Annotated in this window: 16 protein-coding genes; 5 read left to right on the forward strand and 11 right to left on the reverse strand. The window is 59.6% G+C overall.

Features of this window, described 5'->3' with window-relative positions; translation table 11 throughout:
- Positions 1-96 precede the first annotated feature (96 nt).
- The 8 genes from CP97_RS06305 to tsaD form a co-directional block, all read right to left on the reverse strand.
- Positions 97-1,317 (reverse strand): OmpA family protein, encoded by a 1,221-nt coding sequence (locus tag CP97_RS06305; protein ID WP_063612511.1) that lies wholly within the window; start codon positions 1,315-1,317, stop codon positions 97-99.
- 151 nt (positions 1,318-1,468) lie between these two features.
- Positions 1,469-2,653: an acyl-CoA dehydrogenase gene (locus CP97_RS06310; RefSeq protein ID WP_048885243.1), complete on the reverse strand. Its 1,185-nt coding sequence runs from the start codon at positions 2,651-2,653 to the stop codon at positions 1,469-1,471.
- Between the two features lie 103 nt (positions 2,654-2,756).
- On the reverse strand, positions 2,757-3,137 hold the full coding sequence (locus tag CP97_RS06315) for a response regulator (protein ID WP_053106567.1): 381 nt from the start codon (positions 3,135-3,137) through the stop codon (positions 2,757-2,759).
- Between the two features lie 90 nt (positions 3,138-3,227).
- Positions 3,228-3,827 carry a hypothetical protein gene (locus CP97_RS06320; protein WP_053106569.1) on the reverse strand — a complete coding sequence of 200 codons (600 nt, stop codon included), beginning with the start codon at positions 3,825-3,827 and terminating at the stop codon, positions 3,228-3,230.
- Positions 3,828-3,994: 167 nt separating this feature from the next.
- Positions 3,995-4,744: an OmpA family protein gene (locus tag CP97_RS06325; protein ID WP_082863747.1), complete on the reverse strand. Its 750-nt coding sequence runs from the start codon at positions 4,742-4,744 to the stop codon at positions 3,995-3,997.
- A gap of 70 nt (positions 4,745-4,814) precedes the next feature.
- Positions 4,815-6,362, reverse strand: coding sequence for a lipopolysaccharide biosynthesis protein (locus CP97_RS06330; RefSeq protein WP_048885244.1), 1,548 nt, complete (start codon positions 6,360-6,362; stop codon positions 4,815-4,817).
- Positions 6,359-7,354 carry an NAD(P)H-dependent glycerol-3-phosphate dehydrogenase gene (locus CP97_RS06335; RefSeq protein WP_048885245.1) on the reverse strand — a complete coding sequence of 332 codons (996 nt, stop codon included), beginning with the start codon at positions 7,352-7,354 and terminating at the stop codon, positions 6,359-6,361. The genes CP97_RS06330 and CP97_RS06335 overlap by 4 nt, the downstream gene beginning before the upstream one ends.
- The gene (gene tsaD / locus CP97_RS06340; RefSeq protein WP_048885246.1) at positions 7,351-8,388 is read right to left on the reverse strand and encodes a tRNA (adenosine(37)-N6)-threonylcarbamoyltransferase complex transferase subunit TsaD; all 1,038 of its coding nucleotides are present in this window, start codon (positions 8,386-8,388) and stop codon (positions 7,351-7,353) included. The genes CP97_RS06335 and tsaD overlap by 4 nt, the downstream gene beginning before the upstream one ends.
- A gap of 45 nt (positions 8,389-8,433) precedes the next feature.
- Here tsaD and hemC point away from each other — a divergent pair, with 45 nt between their 5' ends.
- The 3 genes from hemC (at position 8,434) to CP97_RS06355 (ending at position 11,052) form a co-directional block, all read left to right on the forward strand.
- Positions 8,434-9,375 (forward strand): hydroxymethylbilane synthase, encoded by a 942-nt coding sequence (hemC, locus tag CP97_RS06345; protein ID WP_082863748.1) that lies wholly within the window; start codon positions 8,434-8,436, stop codon positions 9,373-9,375.
- Entirely contained in the window at positions 9,372-10,043 is a 672-nt protein-coding gene (locus CP97_RS06350; RefSeq protein WP_048885247.1) for a uroporphyrinogen-III synthase, read from the forward strand. The genes hemC and CP97_RS06350 overlap by 4 nt, the downstream gene beginning before the upstream one ends.
- A 61-nt stretch (positions 10,044-10,104) precedes the next feature.
- Positions 10,105-11,052, forward strand: a complete 948-nt coding sequence (locus CP97_RS06355) for a hypothetical protein (RefSeq protein WP_048885248.1) — start codon at positions 10,105-10,107, stop codon at positions 11,050-11,052.
- Between the two features lie 34 nt (positions 11,053-11,086).
- Here CP97_RS06355 and CP97_RS06360 read toward each other — a convergent pair whose 3' ends face one another.
- The gene (locus CP97_RS06360; RefSeq protein ID WP_048885249.1) at positions 11,087-12,301 is read right to left on the reverse strand and encodes an FAD-dependent monooxygenase; all 1,215 of its coding nucleotides are present in this window, start codon (positions 12,299-12,301) and stop codon (positions 11,087-11,089) included.
- A 27-nt stretch (positions 12,302-12,328) separates the two neighbouring features.
- Here CP97_RS06360 and CP97_RS06365 point away from each other — a divergent pair, with 27 nt between their 5' ends.
- A complete protein-coding gene (locus CP97_RS06365) occupies positions 12,329-14,356 on the forward strand; it encodes a protein-disulfide reductase DsbD family protein (RefSeq protein ID WP_053106571.1) in 2,028 nt (675 codons plus the stop codon).
- A gap of 2 nt (positions 14,357-14,358) precedes the next feature.
- Here CP97_RS06365 and CP97_RS06370 read toward each other — a convergent pair whose 3' ends face one another.
- Entirely contained in the window at positions 14,359-14,970 is a 612-nt protein-coding gene (locus CP97_RS06370) for a hypothetical protein (protein ID WP_149036431.1), read from the reverse strand.
- A 115-nt stretch (positions 14,971-15,085) separates the two neighbouring features.
- Positions 15,086-17,272 carry an excinuclease ABC subunit UvrB gene (gene uvrB, locus CP97_RS06375; protein ID WP_048885251.1) on the reverse strand — a complete coding sequence of 729 codons (2,187 nt, stop codon included), beginning with the start codon at positions 17,270-17,272 and terminating at the stop codon, positions 15,086-15,088.
- Positions 17,273-17,428: 156 nt separating this feature from the next.
- On the opposite strand from uvrB, the gene CP97_RS06380 reads away from it, so the two are divergent.
- Positions 17,429-17,989, forward strand: a complete 561-nt coding sequence (locus CP97_RS06380; RefSeq protein WP_048885252.1) for a DUF3617 domain-containing protein — start codon at positions 17,429-17,431, stop codon at positions 17,987-17,989.
- The last annotated feature ends 83 nt before the right edge of the window (positions 17,990-18,072 follow it).

The following is an 18,072-nucleotide window of genomic DNA, read 5'->3' on the forward strand; positions in this document are numbered from 1 at the left end:
GCGCGGCCATTTAGGGCCCTTCAGAACAGGACAAAGAAAAGGGGCCGGGAGATTGCTCTCCCGGCCCCTGTTTCATGTGCCGTATAAGGCTTGGGCTTACATGCCCGAACCCGGACCATAGGTCACTTCAACGCGGCGGTTCTGCAGTTCGCGGACACCGTCTGCGGTTGCAACACGAGGCATGCTCTCACCGAAAGCTTCGGTGGAGATGCGCGCACCCGGGATGCCGCGACCGGTCAGATAGCTCTGAACCGAAGCGTTACGACGTTCTGCCAGACCCACGTTGTAGGTCACGCTGCCCGAACGGTCGGTGTGACCGGCAAGCATGATGTTCGCGCTGCCGCAATCGCTGTAGGCAGTGACGGCGCTGTTAAGCACGGTAGCTGCTTCCGTCGTGATTTCCGACTGATCCCAGTCGAAGAACACGATGTACGGGCCGGTGTTGCACTCAACCTGCGGCGGCGGAGGCGGCGGAGGAGGAGGCGGGGGAGGAGGCGGCGGCGGCGGCGGCGGGGGGGGCGGCGGCGGCGGAGCGTCGGCACCCAGCATGAAGCGCAGGCCCAGCGAAATCAGGTGCTGGTCAGGCGATACGCCGAACTGACCCGGAAGCAGGCGATTCCTGATTTCCGCATCGTCAAAAAGCGCACGATACTTATATTCAGCGAAAATTTCCGACTTTTCGGAAAGCTCTGCCGAAATACCGGCGATGCCCTGATACGCGAACTGTGTGTCCGCATCATTGGCAATCAGAACGTCACTGGGGGCATAGTCTACGTCGATGACATAAACGCCGGCGCCGGCGCCGATGTAAGGCTTGATGCCGCCAAGATCGAAATCATAAAGAATGTTCAGGAACGCGCCGTAGCTTTCAACGTCCCCGCTGCCATCGCCGAGTGCGTCACCGACGGTAAAACCGACAGGCTCGCTGCGCAGCAGGATTGCGGCATCTTCATTGGAGATGTCCGCGCCGCCAAGAAAAGCGCCATTGTGCGTATCTACGTCATACGCAACATAGGTGCCTTCCAGCTCGATACGGAGGCCACTGTCAAAAGCGTAACCGATCTGCGCGCCGGCGTTCCAGCCCCAGTCAGTTTCGGTTTCGAAAGAGTAAGATGTGCCAGCAGCGATCGCGGGATAACCCGGGAAGTTGATCGCGGTGTTTTCATCGACTTCATCAATGTCCGCGCTGGTCGTGCCACTGTTAGAGGCATCTTCTGCCGAAACCGTGCCACCACTGATAGCAATATAGGGATCCGCATGAGCGACCCCCGGAATTGCGAGCGCCAATACTGACGCTGAAAGAAGTAATCTCTTCATTATATATCCTTCAATTCGCACGGGAACCATCCTCCCCGCGTCACCAAACGTAATGCGTCCAATAAATTAATGTTCCATCGCTGCGAAGAGGAAAATGCAGTCACTTTTGCACTGTGGCTAAAATGCCGCACTCGCGCGATGAGCTGTGTAATTAGAACGCCGAGATGCCAGTAATCCCGCGACCAAGTATTAATGCGTGTACGTCGTGAGTGCCTTCATAGGTGTTGACAGTCTCAAGGTTCGCCATGTGGCGCATCACCTGATATTCTTCGGAAATACCGTTGCCGCCGTGCATGTCACGCGCGGCCCGCGCCATCTCGAGCGCCTTGCCGACGTTATTTCGCTTCACCAACGAGATCATTTCGGGTGCGAACCTGCCTTCCTCCATCAGCCGGCCGACGCGCAAGCTGGCCTGCAAGCCGAGCGCAATTTCGCTTACCATGTCTGCAAGTTTGAGCTGATAAAGCTGTTTTGACGCAAGCGGCACACCGAACTGATGCCGATCAAGGCCATATTGGCGGGCGGCGTGATAGCAGAACTCTGCCGCGCCCATGCTGCCCCATGAAATGCCGTATCGTGCCCGGTTGAGACAGCCGAACGGTCCCTTCATTCCCGAGACATTGGGCAAGAGGGCATCGGCGGGAAGTTTGACTTCGTCCATCTGAATCATGCCAGTTGTACTGGCGCGGAGCGAGAGCTTGCCGCCGATCTTTGGCGCCTCTAGCCCTGCCATGCCCTTTTCCAGCACAAAGCCACGCACCTTGTCTTCATGCGCTTCTGACTTTGCCCAAACCACAAAAACATCGGCGAAGGGAGAGTTTGAAATCCAGCTCTTGGCGCCGGTAAGCGAATAGCCATCACCATCCTTGCGGGCGTAAGTCCGCATTCCGCCAGGATCGGAGCCTGCATCGGGTTCAGTAAGGCCGAAGCAACCGATCAGCTTTCCGCTGGCCAGGCCGGGCAGGTATTTCTGGCGCTGTTCATCCGACCCATAGGCATGGATTGGGTGCATCACGAGGCTGGACTGAACGCTGGCCATCGACCGGTAACCACTGTCGACACGCTCAATTTCGCGCGCCACGAGGCCATAGGCGACATAACCCGCGCCAGCACCGCCGAAACGTTCCGGTATGGTCACGCCCAGCAGGCCCGCTTCGCCCATCATCGGAAAAAGTTCAGGCGCGTCTGCGGCGGCTGCGTAATCCGCGATCACCCGCGGTTGCAAAGTGGATTGTGCAAATCCATTCGCCGCATCGCGGATCATGCGCTCTTCTTCATTGAGCTGGCCTTCGAGATCGAAGGCATCGGCCCAGTCAAATGAAACCATATCAGCCATGAAATTAGTCTCCTTTGAAACCGGCCTAGGTTTTCAAGGTCGGCACGGCAAGGACTGAAGTCTGCGTCAGGAGCGAACGCGGACCAGCCCAAGCCATCACTGCCTAGTGCATGGAGCTGTAAGCGTTTTCGATCAGACTGATCAGCTTGTCAGGCGGACAGGGCTTGGCTGCTGCTGCCGCATTGGGATAACGTTCGGCGATATCCTGTTCAGTATAATGACCAGAATGGAATATGATGGGGACCCCAGCTTGCGTGAGCGCATCAGCCAGCGGGAACACCTCCCCGCTCGACGTCATGACATCGAGTATCGCCAGATCGGGCATGCAATCCGCAATCGCGACCATGGCATGATCCTTATCGGCAAATGGGCCTTCGACCCGATAGCCGAGATCTCGCACGGTCTCGGAAAGATCGAGCGCAATGATAAATTCATCTTCGACAACCAGCACGACGGGCTGTTCGGTTTGAAGTTGTGTAGCCATATCCAATCCTTGAAACCCACGAGATTCGGGGTCTTTTCGTGACTAATACGCAAGGATGGAGGTACGGTTCCGGCAACATTACCCGTAAATTCATACTTTGCCGAAGTGTGCTTCATATCCGGTGAGGTCGTTGCTGGCGAGCAAACGGGCCTGTTCTACCCAGTTATCGCGCCGGATGCGCCCCGCAAATCGGCCAAGTTCAGCGTCTATCCGGTCAATATCGGCGTCACTCCAGCTTGCGATCTGCGCAAATGAGTTGACGCCCTGATCATGCAGGATGGCGACAAGTTTGGGCCCCACACCCTTGATCCGCTTGAGGTCGTCTCCTGCGGAGGATGCAGGAGAGGGCGGGCTGTCTTCTGCGTCCGCCATCTCCTTGATTGCTTCGCGCGCGGGGACGGCAGCGCCAGCTTCTGCATCTGCAACGGCAGGCGCTGCAGCGGTTTCATCATGATTGGCAGCCGCCGAAAGCGGGCCGGGGGATGCGGCGCTTTGCGCGACCGGATCGGCATCGATCAGCGCCTGATTGCGTTTCGCGCCCGATTTGCCTGCCTGTGTTGCGGCATCCGGCTGCTCCTCTATTTCTACCTTGGTGCGGCGCGAGGCGTGGAATATCCACCACGCCACGACCACTCCGGTAACCAGCGCAACAAGGATGAGGATCCAGTATTCTTGGAGCAATTCAGGCATTTCGTAGACTCTTTCCTATTCAGGTCAAATCAGTGGCCGCGGCCCCAGACCGCGAAGCCGATGCCGATGCCAATCGCATAGGCGAGCAGCATGAACACGAATATTTCCATCCAAATCGGCATGGCAATCTTTCTACTGCGGGCCAGTGGTTCTGTGCAAGTCCGGCATTAACGCGGAGCAGGTGTGTCGACGGGCGTCGGGCGGATCGGCACTGTCGCGATTACGGAAAATTCGATGCGGCGATTGGCAGGATCGGTGGCTTCCAGCCCTTCGACCGGCATGCGCGAGCCGACGCCCTGGGCGCGCAGTCCATCTTCGGGGATGCCGCGCCTTACCAGCGCGGTGCGCACGGCAGCGGCCCGTTCTGCAGATAAGGCAAGGTTACCCGGTTCCGGACCCGAACGGTCGGTATGGCCGGTGATCTGGATGATTGCGCCAAGACAAGGCCGCAGCGCGGTGGCGACTTCATCAATAAGACCGCGGCTGGCTTCGTCTATACGGGCTGAGCTTTCCTCAAAGCGGATCGTGTGCGCGCGCAACAGGGCCTGCACATCTTCCTGACAATGGAGCGGGCGGAACGCTGCTTCCTGCCCCTCCGCCAGAATGTCACCGTCGGACCAGCGGATACCCCCGACCCCCGGCATGTCCGCAACGGCATGGGCAATTTTCGCTCTTGTGCTTTCATCAAGCGGTTCACCGCCGGTCAGCAGTGGATGCCGGCTTGCAAGACCGCGCGGAGAGATAAAGTGCGCCTGCACATGCCCACCGCCGCCAGCCGTAGCGATCACGGCAGGCGCGTCTTGCGCCAGCCTGTTTGCAAAGGCAGACGCATCGGCATCACCGACGATACGGGCAAGCAGGAAGATTGCGAAAGCGCCAATGACAATGGCGACAAGCGGGCGTCCCAGAAAGTGCATGCGCGGCCCCTAGCGCGACAGGCTACCTTGCGTCGAGTGTTTCTGCATTGGCGCTGTCTGCTAACTTCAATCAGCCCGCTTGCTCTAATGGCTCATCCAATTTTTTCTTGCGGAACAAGACCCTGTCTTCAGCGCCGAAGCCGCGTGTCCAGATGATCCAGCCATAGACGGCAAGAATCGCGGGAACGCCCAATGCAAGTTCGGCCCATTCGGGCAACAGGATGATTAATTGACCCACCAACACTGCCGCTGCTGACGCCCAGACCAGCGCCCATCGCCAATTGTTGATTGAATGGCCAAGGATGCGGCTGAGCATGGAAGCCTTCACCAGCGAGGCAAAGCCTAATGCCAGCATCAAGGAACCCGCGGCAGCCGAAGCACGGTAGTAATCGGCGCGCTGGGTATCGGCGAAATCGATCGTATCGATCGCCATCATGGCTGCAATGGTCAATACGGCCTGAAAAGCAATTGTCCCGACCGACACCCACAGATTGCGCACCCGCGCAACATACACGAGGGCAGCTTCGGAGACGACCGCGGTAGCCGCCACGACTTCGGCGGCGAGCAGAAAGGCAAGTGCTGCCGTGCCAGGCACGAATTCACCATCATCGCCAAACAGCCCCATCAGCGCTTCGCCCGGAATACCCAGCGCGAGCGCTATGCCAGCCTGTGCGGCGACGATCCAGAAACCCACCTGGCAGACCTGTTTGGCAATCGCGGCATAATCTTTTTCCTTGAGCCGGGCGGTAATCACCGGACCCAGTATAGGTTCGAAACTGGTCTTGAGCTTTTGCGGCAGGCTGGCGACCTGCTGCGCCATATAATAGATGCCGACCGCGACGGGACCTGCGAACCAGCCGAGGATCAGCAAATCCACGCGTCGCGTGCCCCATTCGATAGCGTCGGTGACTGCCAGCGGCATGGCACGCACCACCATATGGGCTATCCGTTCAGGACGCGGCGTCCAGCCACGTGGCAATCCATAGCTTTTGAAGAAGGGCACCAGCGCGGTCGCCAATCCGGCATAGATCGATGCGAGATAGGCCATCGCAAGGCCAGCATCGCCGATTGCGGGCACAAACCAGAACGCACCGGCAAGGATAGAGATTGTCCATGGCTCTACCACGGCGCGCGCGCGCACGGTGGTGGCAATGTCATATTTATAGGCCTGTGCAGCCAGCGCGATCTCGGTCAGGGCATAGCCGGGTATCGCAAACACGATCCAGCGATCGAGATCGCTGCTCATGCCATTGGGAAACAGAGGCGCGGGGAAGATGAAGAACAGCGCTGCGGCCAAGCCTGCAAAAATCAATGCCACCAGCATGGAATCAGCGATGAGCGAGGTGGAGGTCGTCTTGCCTTCAGACAATCGCTGGGCCAGCCCGCGCTTTTCACCGATCGAACAGACGAGTGCGGTCAGTTCTACGCCAAGCAGGGCATAGGCATAGATACCGACCGCTTCTGCTCCATAAAGCTGGCCGGCGATGAATAGAAATGGCAGCCGCGCGAGCAGGCGCAGCAGAAAGCCGAACACATTGGTGCGCCCGCCTTTGGCCAGCGCTGCAATATCTTCGCCGGATTCGCCATTGGGCGCGGCAGTCTTGGCAGGGTCACTCAATGCGCGTGGCCTTCTGCCTTGAGCGGGCGCGAAAGCAATTCTGCGACCACGTCGCGCGCACTGCGCCCTTCGAGCAGATGATTGACCGCTTCGGTGATAGGCATCTGCACACCCTGCTTGCGCGCCAGATCACGCAGCACCGGCGCAGTATGCGCGCCCTCTGCCACGGTGCGCTTGTCGGCCAGCGCTTCCTTTGCACTCATGCCTTCGCCCAGCGCCTTGCCGAGCGAGAAATTGCGGCTGGAAGTGGAAGAACAGGTGAGCACCAAATCGCCAAGCCCGCACAGGCCGTTGAGCGTTTCGGGCTGCCCGCCCAATGCCACGCCAAAGCGCAACATTTCGGCAAACCCGCGGGTGATAAGAGCGTTGCGTGCGTTCTGGCCAAGTTCCAGCCCTTCGACCACTCCGCAAGCGATGGCGAGCACATTCTTGACCGCGCCGCCCACCTCTGCACCGACCACGTCGATAGAGTAATAAGGACGAAAATTCTGCCGGGCGATGGCGGGGGCCAGCCGCTCCCACTGCGTCTCGCCGCCACCGCAAGCCAGCGTTACAGCGCAGGGCAGGCCGGCGGCAACTTCATGCGCAAATGTGGGGCCAGAAAGGACAGCGATATCGCTTTGCGGCGCGCAATCATGCGCAACATCATGCATCATGCGCCCACTGCTCGCCTCGATACCTTTTGAACAAAGCACCAGATCGCGCGGGAAATGCTCCAAATTCTTCAACACGCGGCCAAGATACTGCGCAGGCGTGACAAGCAGCAGAATATCGCAGCTGCGCATGTCGGCAAGCTCTCCCGTCGCCTCAATAGAGGAGGCCAGCGTTGCAGATGGCAGATACAGGTGATTGCGATGCGTTGAATTAACGGCGTCGGCAAGGCCATCTTCGAGCGCCCACAGTTTTACGCTGCGCCCGTCACTCGCCAAAGCCTGTGCCAGCGCTGTGCCCCAGGCACCCGCGCCCACCACGCCAATAGAAGCCTGAGTCATGCCTTTACTCCTGCACCGGGTGCGGGTTGCGCATCTGGGTCGAGCGGCCAGCGCGGGCGCGCCTTCAGATCGAGCGGATCGGCGGGGAAACCCGCTGCCAGACGCTCCGCGCCTGCCCATGCGATCATTGCCGCATTATCGGTGCATAGCGGCAAGGGCGGGGCAGTGAAGCGCAGCGCAAAATCACTCGCCAGCCCTCCAAGTCCCCCACGTATCATTTGATTGGCCGCCACGCCGCCCGCTACTGCCAGCGCAGTGACCGGGTCCATCGCATCAAGCGCACGGCGCATTCGGTCTAGAATGCAATCGAGCGCGGCCTGCTGGAAGCTGGCAGCAATATCGGCGTCGGAATATGTCTTGGCCTGATGGGCGCGAAGAACGGCACTTTTCAATCCGGCGAAGCTGAAATGCGGCTCTTCCCGGCCAAGCAGCGGGCGCGGCAGCGGCACAGCGCGCGGATCGCCCTCCATCGCCAGTTTTTCCAACGCGGGGCCTCCGGGATAGCCAAGACCAAGAATCTTTGCGCTCTTGTCAAATGCTTCGCCCAACGCATCGTCAATGGTGGTGGCTATACGCTGGTATTCGCCAACGCCTTCCACGCGCAGGATCTGACAATGTCCTCCGCTTACCAGCAATAGCGCATAGGGAAATGCGAGTTCGGGATCAGCCAGTCGTGGCGACAGGGCGTGTCCTTCAAGATGGTTGATCGCGAGCAGCGGCTTGTCTGATGCCATCGCCAACGCCTTGGCAGTAACAAGGCCCACGATCACGCCGCCGATCAGCCCCGGTCCGGCGGTGGCGGCAATGGCGTCGCAATCGGACAGACTGACATTTGCTTCTGCCAGCACAGTTTCGATCAGTGGAGCAAGTCGCTCTGCATGCGCGCGTGCGGCAATTTCAGGCACAACGCCGCCATAGGGTGCATGCTCCGCCTCTTGACTGGCGATGGCTTGCGCAAGAATTGTCCGCTCGCCCGTTACCAGCGCGGCGGCGGTTTCGTCGCAGGAACTTTCTATACCGAGCACCAGTGTCATGCCGCTTTCCCTTAGCCGACCTGCAAGCTAGAGCAAGCAAACCCTATGCTTGATGAAACCATGACACAGCCCGAACTTCGTCTTGGAACGCGCCGTTCGCCGCTGGCGATGGTGCAGGCTGAGGAGGCGCGCCAGCGCCTTTGCGAGGCGCATGGCTGGCCCCAAAGCGCTGTGGAATTGGTGCCCGTGGTGGCCAGCGGGGACAAGATTCAGGACCGCCCACTGGCCGAAATCGGCGGCAAGGCATTGTGGACAAAGGAATTGGACGTGTGGCTTGCTGAAGGGCGGATCGATGCATCGGTTCATTCGCTCAAAGACGTGGAGACAGTGAGGCCGGAAAGTCTGGTGCTTGCCGCCATACTGCCGCGCGCGGATAAGCGTGACAGGTTGATAGGCGCGCCTTCTATCGCTGACTTGCCGCAGGGCGCAGTGGTGGGGACCAGCGCGCCGCGCCGCGCCGCGCAATTGCTCAACCACCGGCCCGATTGCAGCGTCGTGATGTTCCGCGGCAATGTAGCGTCGCGGCTTGGCAAGCTGGAAGCCGGGGAGGTTGATGCAACTTTTCTTGCTGCAGCGGGGCTTGCTCGTCTTGGGGAGGATGATGTGGGGCATCCGCTCAATGCCGAAGACTGGCTGCCTGCGCCATCACAAGGGGCTATCGCGCTGGAATGCCGCACAGATGATGAACGCACACGCGCATTGCTTGCCCCCCTCGATCACATGCCCAGCCGGGCCGAGGTGTCGGCAGAGCGTGCGCTGTTACTGGCGCTGAACGGCACCTGCCACTCTCCCATCGCTACGCTATGCAGCTATGCCGACAGCAAACTTCATTTGCGCGCAGCGATTTTGAGCGAGGACGGCGCCGATAGGGTGGACGGCGAAGCGCGATTTGCGGCGGAAGACGATGCAGCGCCTGCGCGCCTTGCAGCACAATTGCTGGAACGTGCATCGCCCGCGATCTGCGCAGTGTTTGATCCTGCACCATGATTTTCGCGATCCGGCCCGAACCCGGCCTTCAATCAACCTTGCAGTTGGCGCGTGACATGAACATGGCGATTATCGGCATGCCCTTGTTCGACGTTGTGCCCATTGCCTGGGACGCGCCCGATCCGGCGCAATTCAATGCACTTCTGCTGGGAAGCGCGAATGCGCTGCGCCACGGCGGAGCCACGCTGGAAGCCTTCAATATCCTGCCGGTCTATGCCGTGGGCGAAGCAACAGCACAATACGCACAAGAAGCAGGGTTCACCGTTGCACAAACGGGTGCAGGCGGATTGCAAAGCCTGCTGGATGGGGCCGTTGACGGCACACACTTCTTGCGTCTTGCCGGTGCGGAAAATGTCTCGCTGAACGTGCCAAAGGGCATCACCGCGACGACGCGCATTGTCTATGAATTGCGCGCATTGCCGATCACCGGTAGCGATGAAGTCAGCCTGCGCGCTGCCGATCCGCTCGTTCTATTGCATTCTGCCGCTGCGGCACGGCATTTCGCTTCCGAATGTGATCGTCGCGGGCTGGATAAAAGCCGCATTTCCCTTGCCTGCATCGGTCCGCGTGTGGTGAAGGCAGCGGGTGATGGCTGGGCAGCGTGCAGGGCCGCTCCACAGCCCGATGATATCGGCGTGTTGGCCTTGGCTCGCGACATGTGTCATTAATGTAAAAAGTTGATTTACCGGCGGGGAAAGACCCGGAAACGTCGGTATGTAGAAGGATGGTATGGACCAAGGTTACAACTTCGAGGCAGCAAGCGCAAAACAGCGCAAGCCATCTTTGCGGCCGGTCCTATTTGCGGTTGGTGCCTCTTTCCTGCTTGGCGTTGCCGTGATGTGGCTGCTTGGCAGTGAGACTGGCTTATCCGATCTCGTCAATATTCGCTCCGAAAGTGAGCAGGTGGATGAAGATGTGAACGGCGCAGCCCTGCTGGAAGGTGACGTCATCGAACCAGAACCCACGCCCAGCGAAACGTCTGCCGTTGCTGCCAATGATGCGCGCGAAGCAGTTGAGCAGGTTGAACGTGTTGTGGAACAGCAAGGGGGCCTCGACAGCCGTGTTGCTGCGATGGAACAGCGACTTACAAGACTTGACCTGCAATTGCAGGCTGCTGCCGGGAATGCAGCGCGCGCCGAAGCGCTGCTGATCGTCAATGCCAGCCGCCGAGCTATCGAGCGCGGTGCACCGCTTGGCTATCTGGCTGATCAATTGCGTCTGCGGTTTGGCGAAAATCGGCCAAATGCTGTGCAAACAGTGATCGATGCTGCGCAGGATCCGGTGACGCTCGATCAATTGCTGGCGCAGCTTGAAGGCCTTGCCTCCCAACTTGATGATGCACCCGACGGGGAAGGCGTGTTCACCCGTCTGGGCCGTGAATTATCCGAACTGTTTATCGTGCGCCGCGAGGATACGGCATCGCCCGTTGCCCAGCTGCGAATGGAACGTGCTCGCATGTTCCTGCAAAGCGGGCGCATAGATGCGGCTGTCTCCGAAGTGCGTAATTTGCCCAATGCCATTGTTGCAGAAGACTGGATTGCGGATGCGGAACGTTTCGCCGCCGCGCGCCGCGCGTTGGAAACGCTGGAATCCGCTGCCGTTCTCGATCCGCGTGAATTGCGTGACAGTGACGGGCAGGCGGTTGAACAGGGCAGCCCGGCGGGCAATAGTCGCTAGTAATCATCATTATCCACGAATGCTGAAGTTAACTTCAGCCTTTCAGTAATTCGGGTAATTGCCCGCTCATCCCGCGCGCCTCATCCATGAACCAGCGCTTGAGGATTGGCGCACGCTGAATGCCCGCCATGCCCACCCGCCGTATGACGCTGGAAAGCTTGCCGGGCACGCCGAACAGCCGCGTCAGACTGTCCGTGGCGCCCATGACCATGAGCGAATCGAGCGCGCGCCATTTCTCATACCGGGCCAGCATCTGCGCATCGCCGCGATCAAGACCCAGCCGCTGTCCTTCGGTCAGAACCTCAACCAGCGCACCGACATCGCGCAAGCCAAGGTTCAATCCCTGACCGGCAATCGGATGCATGCCATGCGCGGCATCGCCGATCAGTGCCAGCCGGTGTTTGACAAGCTTTGCCGTATGCTGGAAGCCAAGCGGATAGGACGACCGATGTCCCGCCAGCGCCAATGCGCCAAAAATGCCCTCCATCCGCTTTTCAATCTCGTACAGGAAGGCGCGGTCCGACAGGGCAAGAAAGCCGGCAGCATCCTTTTCCGCCACGGTCCACACCAACGCCGAACGATGGCGACCTTCACCATCATCAAGCAAGGGCAACAGGGCGAAGGGGCCGTCGGGATAGAAAATCTCCCACGCCACACCTTCATGCGGTCTTTCGTGGCAAAGCCCGATGATGATGGCGCGGTGACGGTAATCCCAATGCGCCATGGTGAAGCCCGCTTCTTCGCGCGTGGGTGATCCGCGGCCTTCCGCACCGACCATCAGCTTTGCTTCAAGAACCGTGTCATCCGCCAGGGTGACGGAAACGCCGTGCTCACCGCGATGGCGCTCCATCACATTGGTGCTGCCATGCCATGCAATGAGGGGCTGATCCTTTGCAGCTTCGAACAGGGCAAGGCGCAAGGTCCGATTGGGGAACATGCGGCCCAAGGTGCCTTCATGCGGTTCCGGCTGGAAATCGATACGGCCCGGCTTCATCCCGTCGGTGACAGCGATGTTTTCAATGCGGCAGCCATGCGGTTCCAGCGCGTCTGCCAGACCGATATTCCTGAACAGGTTCCAGCTTGCCGTGGATATGGCCGAAGCGCGCCCGTCAAACCCTTCCGCGGTCAGTTCGGATGGATCGGCACGATCCACCACATGGCTGGAAATGCCCTTTTTTGCCGCGGCAAGGGCCAGCGTCATGCCGACGAGGCCGCCGCCCAGGATCAGGAGTTCTCGCTTGTCCGTCATCACATGCGGTCCTAAGGCTCCCGCTCTATGCAGACAAGCCTGTCCTTTCGTCTCACCTTCCTGCGATATTGCATCGCAGTGGCAATGTTTGCCATTGCACTGCTGGCAGCACCGACCGCTGCGCAGACGCAGAACTATATCGCTGCAGATCTCGTGGCAGAGGGTCAACCGCAGCCGGGAGAGACGCTTACCGTGGCATTGCGCTTTCGCCCGCAGGAAGGCTGGCACGGATATTGGCGCAATCCCGGTGATGCGGGTTTGGGCATGACGCTCGACTGGCAATTACCCGAAGGCTGGCAGGCAGGAGAGCCGCAATATCCCGTGCCAGAAGCGCTGGAACTGATCGGGCTGATGAACCATGTCTATAAAAGGCCCTACGCCGTGCTGGTGCCGATTTCGGTACCAGTCAATGCAGCGGTAACGAACATTTCCCCCATCACCGTCAATGCCGAATGGCTCGCCTGTTCGGACAGGCTGTGCGTTCGCGAAGGCGATGTGCCGACCCTGCGTTTCCCGCAGCAGACTGCCCAATTGCGCGAAGATTTTGACGCGCACCGTGCTGCCGTTCCACCCTTGATTGATCAACAGGCGCGCTTTGCCATGGATGGCAATCGCCTGCGCATCGCCATTCCGCTGCCGCAGGCGCTGGGTCTGACCGATCCGCATGTCTTTATCGCCCAATCAGGCGTAGTCGATTACGGCGCGATGCAGACCTTCATGCGACAGGGCGACGTGCTTGTTGCAGAGCTGCCGCGAGGTGGCTTGCGTGCAGAGCCTGATTTGCTTGAAGGGATGCTGTCCTTTGGTGCGGATGGCGAAGGCATCAGGTTTGAAGCGGTGCCGGGGAATGTTCCTGCCGGTGGGGATCGGATTGGCAATTCCGCCGCGACAGCTCCGCTGGCTCTGCTGCTGGGGGGGGCATTGCTAGGGGGATTGCTGCTCAACCTCATGCCATGCGTGTTTCCTATTCTCAGTCTCAAGGCATTGACCCTGGCGCGCGCGGGCGAAAGCGAAGCGCAAGCTCGGCGTGAAGGGCTTGCCTATACCGTCGGCGTGATGCTGGCGGTTCTGGCGCTGGGCGCGCTGATGCTGGCATTACGCGCCGCGGGGGAACAAGTGGGCTGGGCGTTCCAATTGCAGCAACCGCTGGTGGTGGGCGCATTACTGGTGCTCGCCATGCTCATCACCGCCAATCTTGCCGGCCTGATTGAACTGCCCATGATGCCGATCCGCACTGGTGGACAAGGCAGCGCCTTTGCCACCGGATTGCTGGCCGCCGTGGTCGCGACCCCGTGCACGGGTCCGTTTATGGCTGCTGCGCTGGGCGCTGCATTGCTGCTGCCCGTTACGCAGGCGCTCCTGCTTTTCGCCGCGCTGGGGCTTGGCCTTGCCTTGCCATTTCTGCTGCTTGGTTATGTGCCTGCCTTGCGTTCCCGATTGCCCAGGCCGGGAGCATGGATGGGCACATTCCGCAAGGCGATGGCCATGCCGATGGGGCTGGCCGCATTGGCGCTGGCGTGGCTTGCATGGCGGCTGGGCGGCACGCATTTTGCCTTTGCCGCGCTGGCGCTGGGCATGCTGCCAGTGGTCGCGCTTATCGCCTTTCGCCGTGGCAATGTGCTGGTTGGCTGGATTGGCGTTGCCATTGCGCTCTATTTCGCCGCTTCCCTGCCTTTTCGCGTGGAAGAGCAATCTGCTGCATCGGCGCAAAGCCTGCTTGATCCGGTGCCATATAGCGAGGCCGCACTGGCAGAAGCCCGCGCCAGCGGAGCGCCTGTATTCCTGTGGTTTACCGCCGACTGGTGTCTGACTTGCAAGGTCAATGAACAGATCGCCATTGAACGTGAAACGACGCGTGCCGCCTTTGACCAAGGCGGCGTTGTGGCCATGCGCGGCGACTGGACGCGTGCTGATCCCGCGATCACCCGATTCCTGGAGGAATGGGGCGCAGCGGGCGTGCCATTATATGTCTGGTATCCCCCCAATGGCGCACCGGGGCAAATGATGCCGCAGGTCCTAACGCCTGAAATGCTGGCGGAGCGGGCTCGCCAATAAGCTCAGCTATCCTCGTCTTCCACGGCTGGTTCTGCGGGCTGGGCATTGGGAGTTTCACCGCCTGCGCGGCACCATTCAAGAAATTCGCCGGGAATACGGCTGCCTCTTATTTCCAGCATGCCCCGGCCGGGCAATGTGGCAGTCAAATCGCGGGTTCCGGCAAAGACATCAAGCTGCGGATCGTTTGCCGGAAGCCGCGCCTCCCACAGCCATTCGCCCCCGTTTTCCCCAGTTGCCAGTGCCGTATCCGCCAGAAAGCGGCTGCGCATGCCATTGCCGATAATCGGGAACAGCGCTGATTGGCCCGGTAACGCTTCGGCATGGCGGATAATCACGAATTCAGACGGCAGCTCGCCCAGATTGCAGGCCAGCGTGAGCAATGGATCCTCTCCGACATTGCCGAAATTGATCGCCTGACCGCTTTCGGCCACCATCCACACGCCGTTCTGCGTGTCGGGCGAAGCCATCGCCGTTGCCTCGCGTATTCCGGTCTCATCAAGGGGGATGCGCACCACATCGGCAGCAGCGGAAGGTGCACTTTCAGCCGCGCCGTCACAAGCCGCAAGAATTGCCAGGACAGGGGGTAGGAAAAGGAGGGCGACTGGCCAGCGCATGCTGCGCCTTGCCGTCCGTTCGGCCATGACTGCAAGAGAATATTTGCGTTTTCCCCGCAGTTCGCGCGTTTAATTGAGCCCTTGCCAGTCTTCAGTCCGAATGGCTTGGCCTGCTTCAAGGCCCCTTCTTGCGCTGCGTGCGCCCGTAGCGCATCTTGCGCGTGCCCGGTTTTCCTTCATTTGACCGTCCGACGAGTGGCGCCTTTTTATCCGGATCGGGGATTCCCAATTCGTCTTGTTCCAGCTTGCGGATTTCATCGCGCAGGCGTCCTGCCTCCTCGAATTCTAGATCGGCGGCGGCGGCGCGCATGCGTTTTTCGAGATCCTCGATATAGCTGCGAAGATTATGGCCGACGAGATTGTTGCGCTCATCATCACCGGTGCCCACTGTCACCTCGTCCTGCGAAGCGGTGTGGGCGACGATATCGGCGATGGCGCGCTTGATCGTGGTCGGCGTGATGCCGTGTTCCTCGTTATAGGCGCGTTGCTTTTCGCGGCGTCTCTCTGTCTCCGCCATCGCGCGTTCCATGCTTCCCGTGATCCGGTCTGCATAAAGAATGACCCTGCCATCCACATTGCGCGCGGCGCGGCCGATCGTCTGGATAAGCGAGGTTTCAGATCGCAGGAAGCCTTCCTTGTCCGCATCCAGAATGGCCACCAGTCCGCATTCGGGTATGTCCAGTCCTTCGCGCAGCAGATTGATCCCGATGAGCACATCATACACGCCAAGACGCAGGTCACGGATCAGCTCAATACGTTCCAGCGTCTCCACATCGGAATGCATGTATCGCACGCGCACGCCCTGTTCATGCATGAATTCGGTCAGGTCTTCGGCCATGCGTTTTGTCAGCGTTGTGACAAGGGTGCGATAGCCCTTGGCAGCCGTCGCCTTGCACTCGGCAATGCAATCCTGCACCTGGTCTTCCACCGGCTTGATCTCGACCGGCGGATCAATGAGGCCGGTAGGGCGGATGACCTGTTCGGCAAAGACGCCGCCCGTCTGCTCCATTTCCCAGCTGCCCGGCGTGGCTGACACGGCAAAGGTCTGCGGGCGCATCGCATCCCACTCGTTAAAGCGCAGGGGGCGGTTGTCGATACAGCTGGGGAGACGGAAACCGAATTCCGCCAGCGTGATCTTGCGTCGGTGATCGCCTTTGGCCATTGCGCCGACCTGCGGCACTGTCTGATGGCTTTCATCGACAAATAGCAGTGAATTTTCGGGCAGATATTCAAACAGGGTAGGCGGCGGCTCTCCCGGCAGGCGGCCTGTCAAAAAGCGGGAATAATTCTCGATGCCGTTGCAGCTTCCCGTCGCAGCGATCATTTCCAGATCGAAATTGGTTCGCTGTTCAAGCCGCTGCGCTTCGAGCAGGCGGCCTTCTTCATGCAATTCCTTCAGGCGCTCTTCCAGCTCAAACTTGATAGCCTGACTGGCCTGTTTCATGGTTGGCCCGGGGGTTACGTAATGACTGTTGGCATAGACCCGCACCTTCTCCAGCGATGTGCCCTTCTTGCCAGTCAGTGGATCAAATTCGGCAATGTCCTCGATATCGTCGCCAAAAAAGCTGATACGCCAGGCGGTGTCTTCCAGATGGCTCGGGAAAAGCTCCAGATTATCACCGCGCACTCGAAAACAGCCGCGCGCAAAGGCCGTGTCATTGCGCTTATATTGCAGCGCAACCAACTTGCGGATCAGTTCGCGCTGATCGACCGTGTCACCGGCCTTGATGTCAAAAACCATCGCCGAATAGGTTTCGACTGAACCGATACCGTAAAGGCATGAAACGGATGCCACGATCACCACATCGTCGCGTTCCAGCAAGGCGCGCGTGGCTGAATGGCGCATCCGGTCGATCGCTTCGTTTACGCTGCTTTCCTTCTCGATATAGGTGTCGGACCGGGGCACATAGGCTTCCGGCTGATAATAATCGTAATAGCTGACAAAATATTCGACAGCGTTTTCCGGAAAGAAGCTCTTGAATTCGCCGTAAAGCTGCGCGGCAAGGATCTTGTTGGGGGCCAGAACCAGTGCCGGGCGCTGCAATTGCTCTATCACCTTGGCCATGGTAAAGGTCTTGCCCGATCCTGTGACACCCAGCAGCACCTGCGTCTGGTCGCCATCCTCTGCCGATGCCACCAGTTCGGAAATGGCGGTGGGCTGATCGCCAGCCGGTTCATACTCCGAAACCAGCTTGAACTTCTTGCCCGGCAGGGACTTTTGCGGCCGAGCGGGCTTATGCGGGACAAATTCGCCCGTTGTATCGGGCTCTTCCAGCCCGCGTCGTATTACCAGTTCAGCCATAGTCGCGGAATATGGAGACGGGCGGCGCTTTGGGCAATGTCTTGCTGGGTGTTGTCAATCAGATGCCGCACAGCCTATGCTGAAATTTCAGCCTTTCCGGCTTGTCCCTCGTCGGCTGGTCAGCCACGATGAAAATTGATCTAAAGGGAAATTTATATGCGCATTTCTTCGATTTTCGCGGCGAGCTCGCTGCTGGTATTGGCTGCTTGCGGGGATTCGGGCACCGACGATGACCCCAGCGATCCGGATGAAGTCGCCGCTGCTGCCGAAACTATCGCCAAGCCACAACCCGGCCAATATCGCACGATCGCGGAACTGGTGGAGTTCGATATTCCCGGAGCCAGCGAGGAAGAAGTGCAGATGATGCGCGGCTTCGTGGAAAGCTCCGCTGCGCAGGAACAGACCTTCTGCATGACTCAGGAAAAAGCTGACGAAGGCTTTCAGGAATTCCTTTCTGCCATGCAGGACAATTCGGAAGAGTGCACTTTCAGCGAATTCAAGGTCGATGGCGAGGCGCTGGATGCCACGATGAATTGCGATGATGGTGCGGGTAGCAGCGGCACGATCACATTCGATGGCACGATTAGTGAAACGAAGCAGAACATGACCGTGACGATGGACATGAGCAATCCGGGTGAAGGCCAGTCCATGCGGATGGTGATGCGCAACACTACCGAGCGCACCGGAGAATGCACTGCAGAAGATGACGCTGCATAGGGTCAGGGGTTTGCGACGGTCTGCACCACAATGGGACGCAGCCGCCAAACTCCGCGAATCAGGGGCTTTGGCGATTGGCAGGG

It is taken from the genome of Aurantiacibacter atlanticus (genome assembly GCF_001077815.2).
GTDB lineage: Bacteria > Pseudomonadota > Alphaproteobacteria > Sphingomonadales > Sphingomonadaceae > Alteraurantiacibacter > Alteraurantiacibacter atlanticus.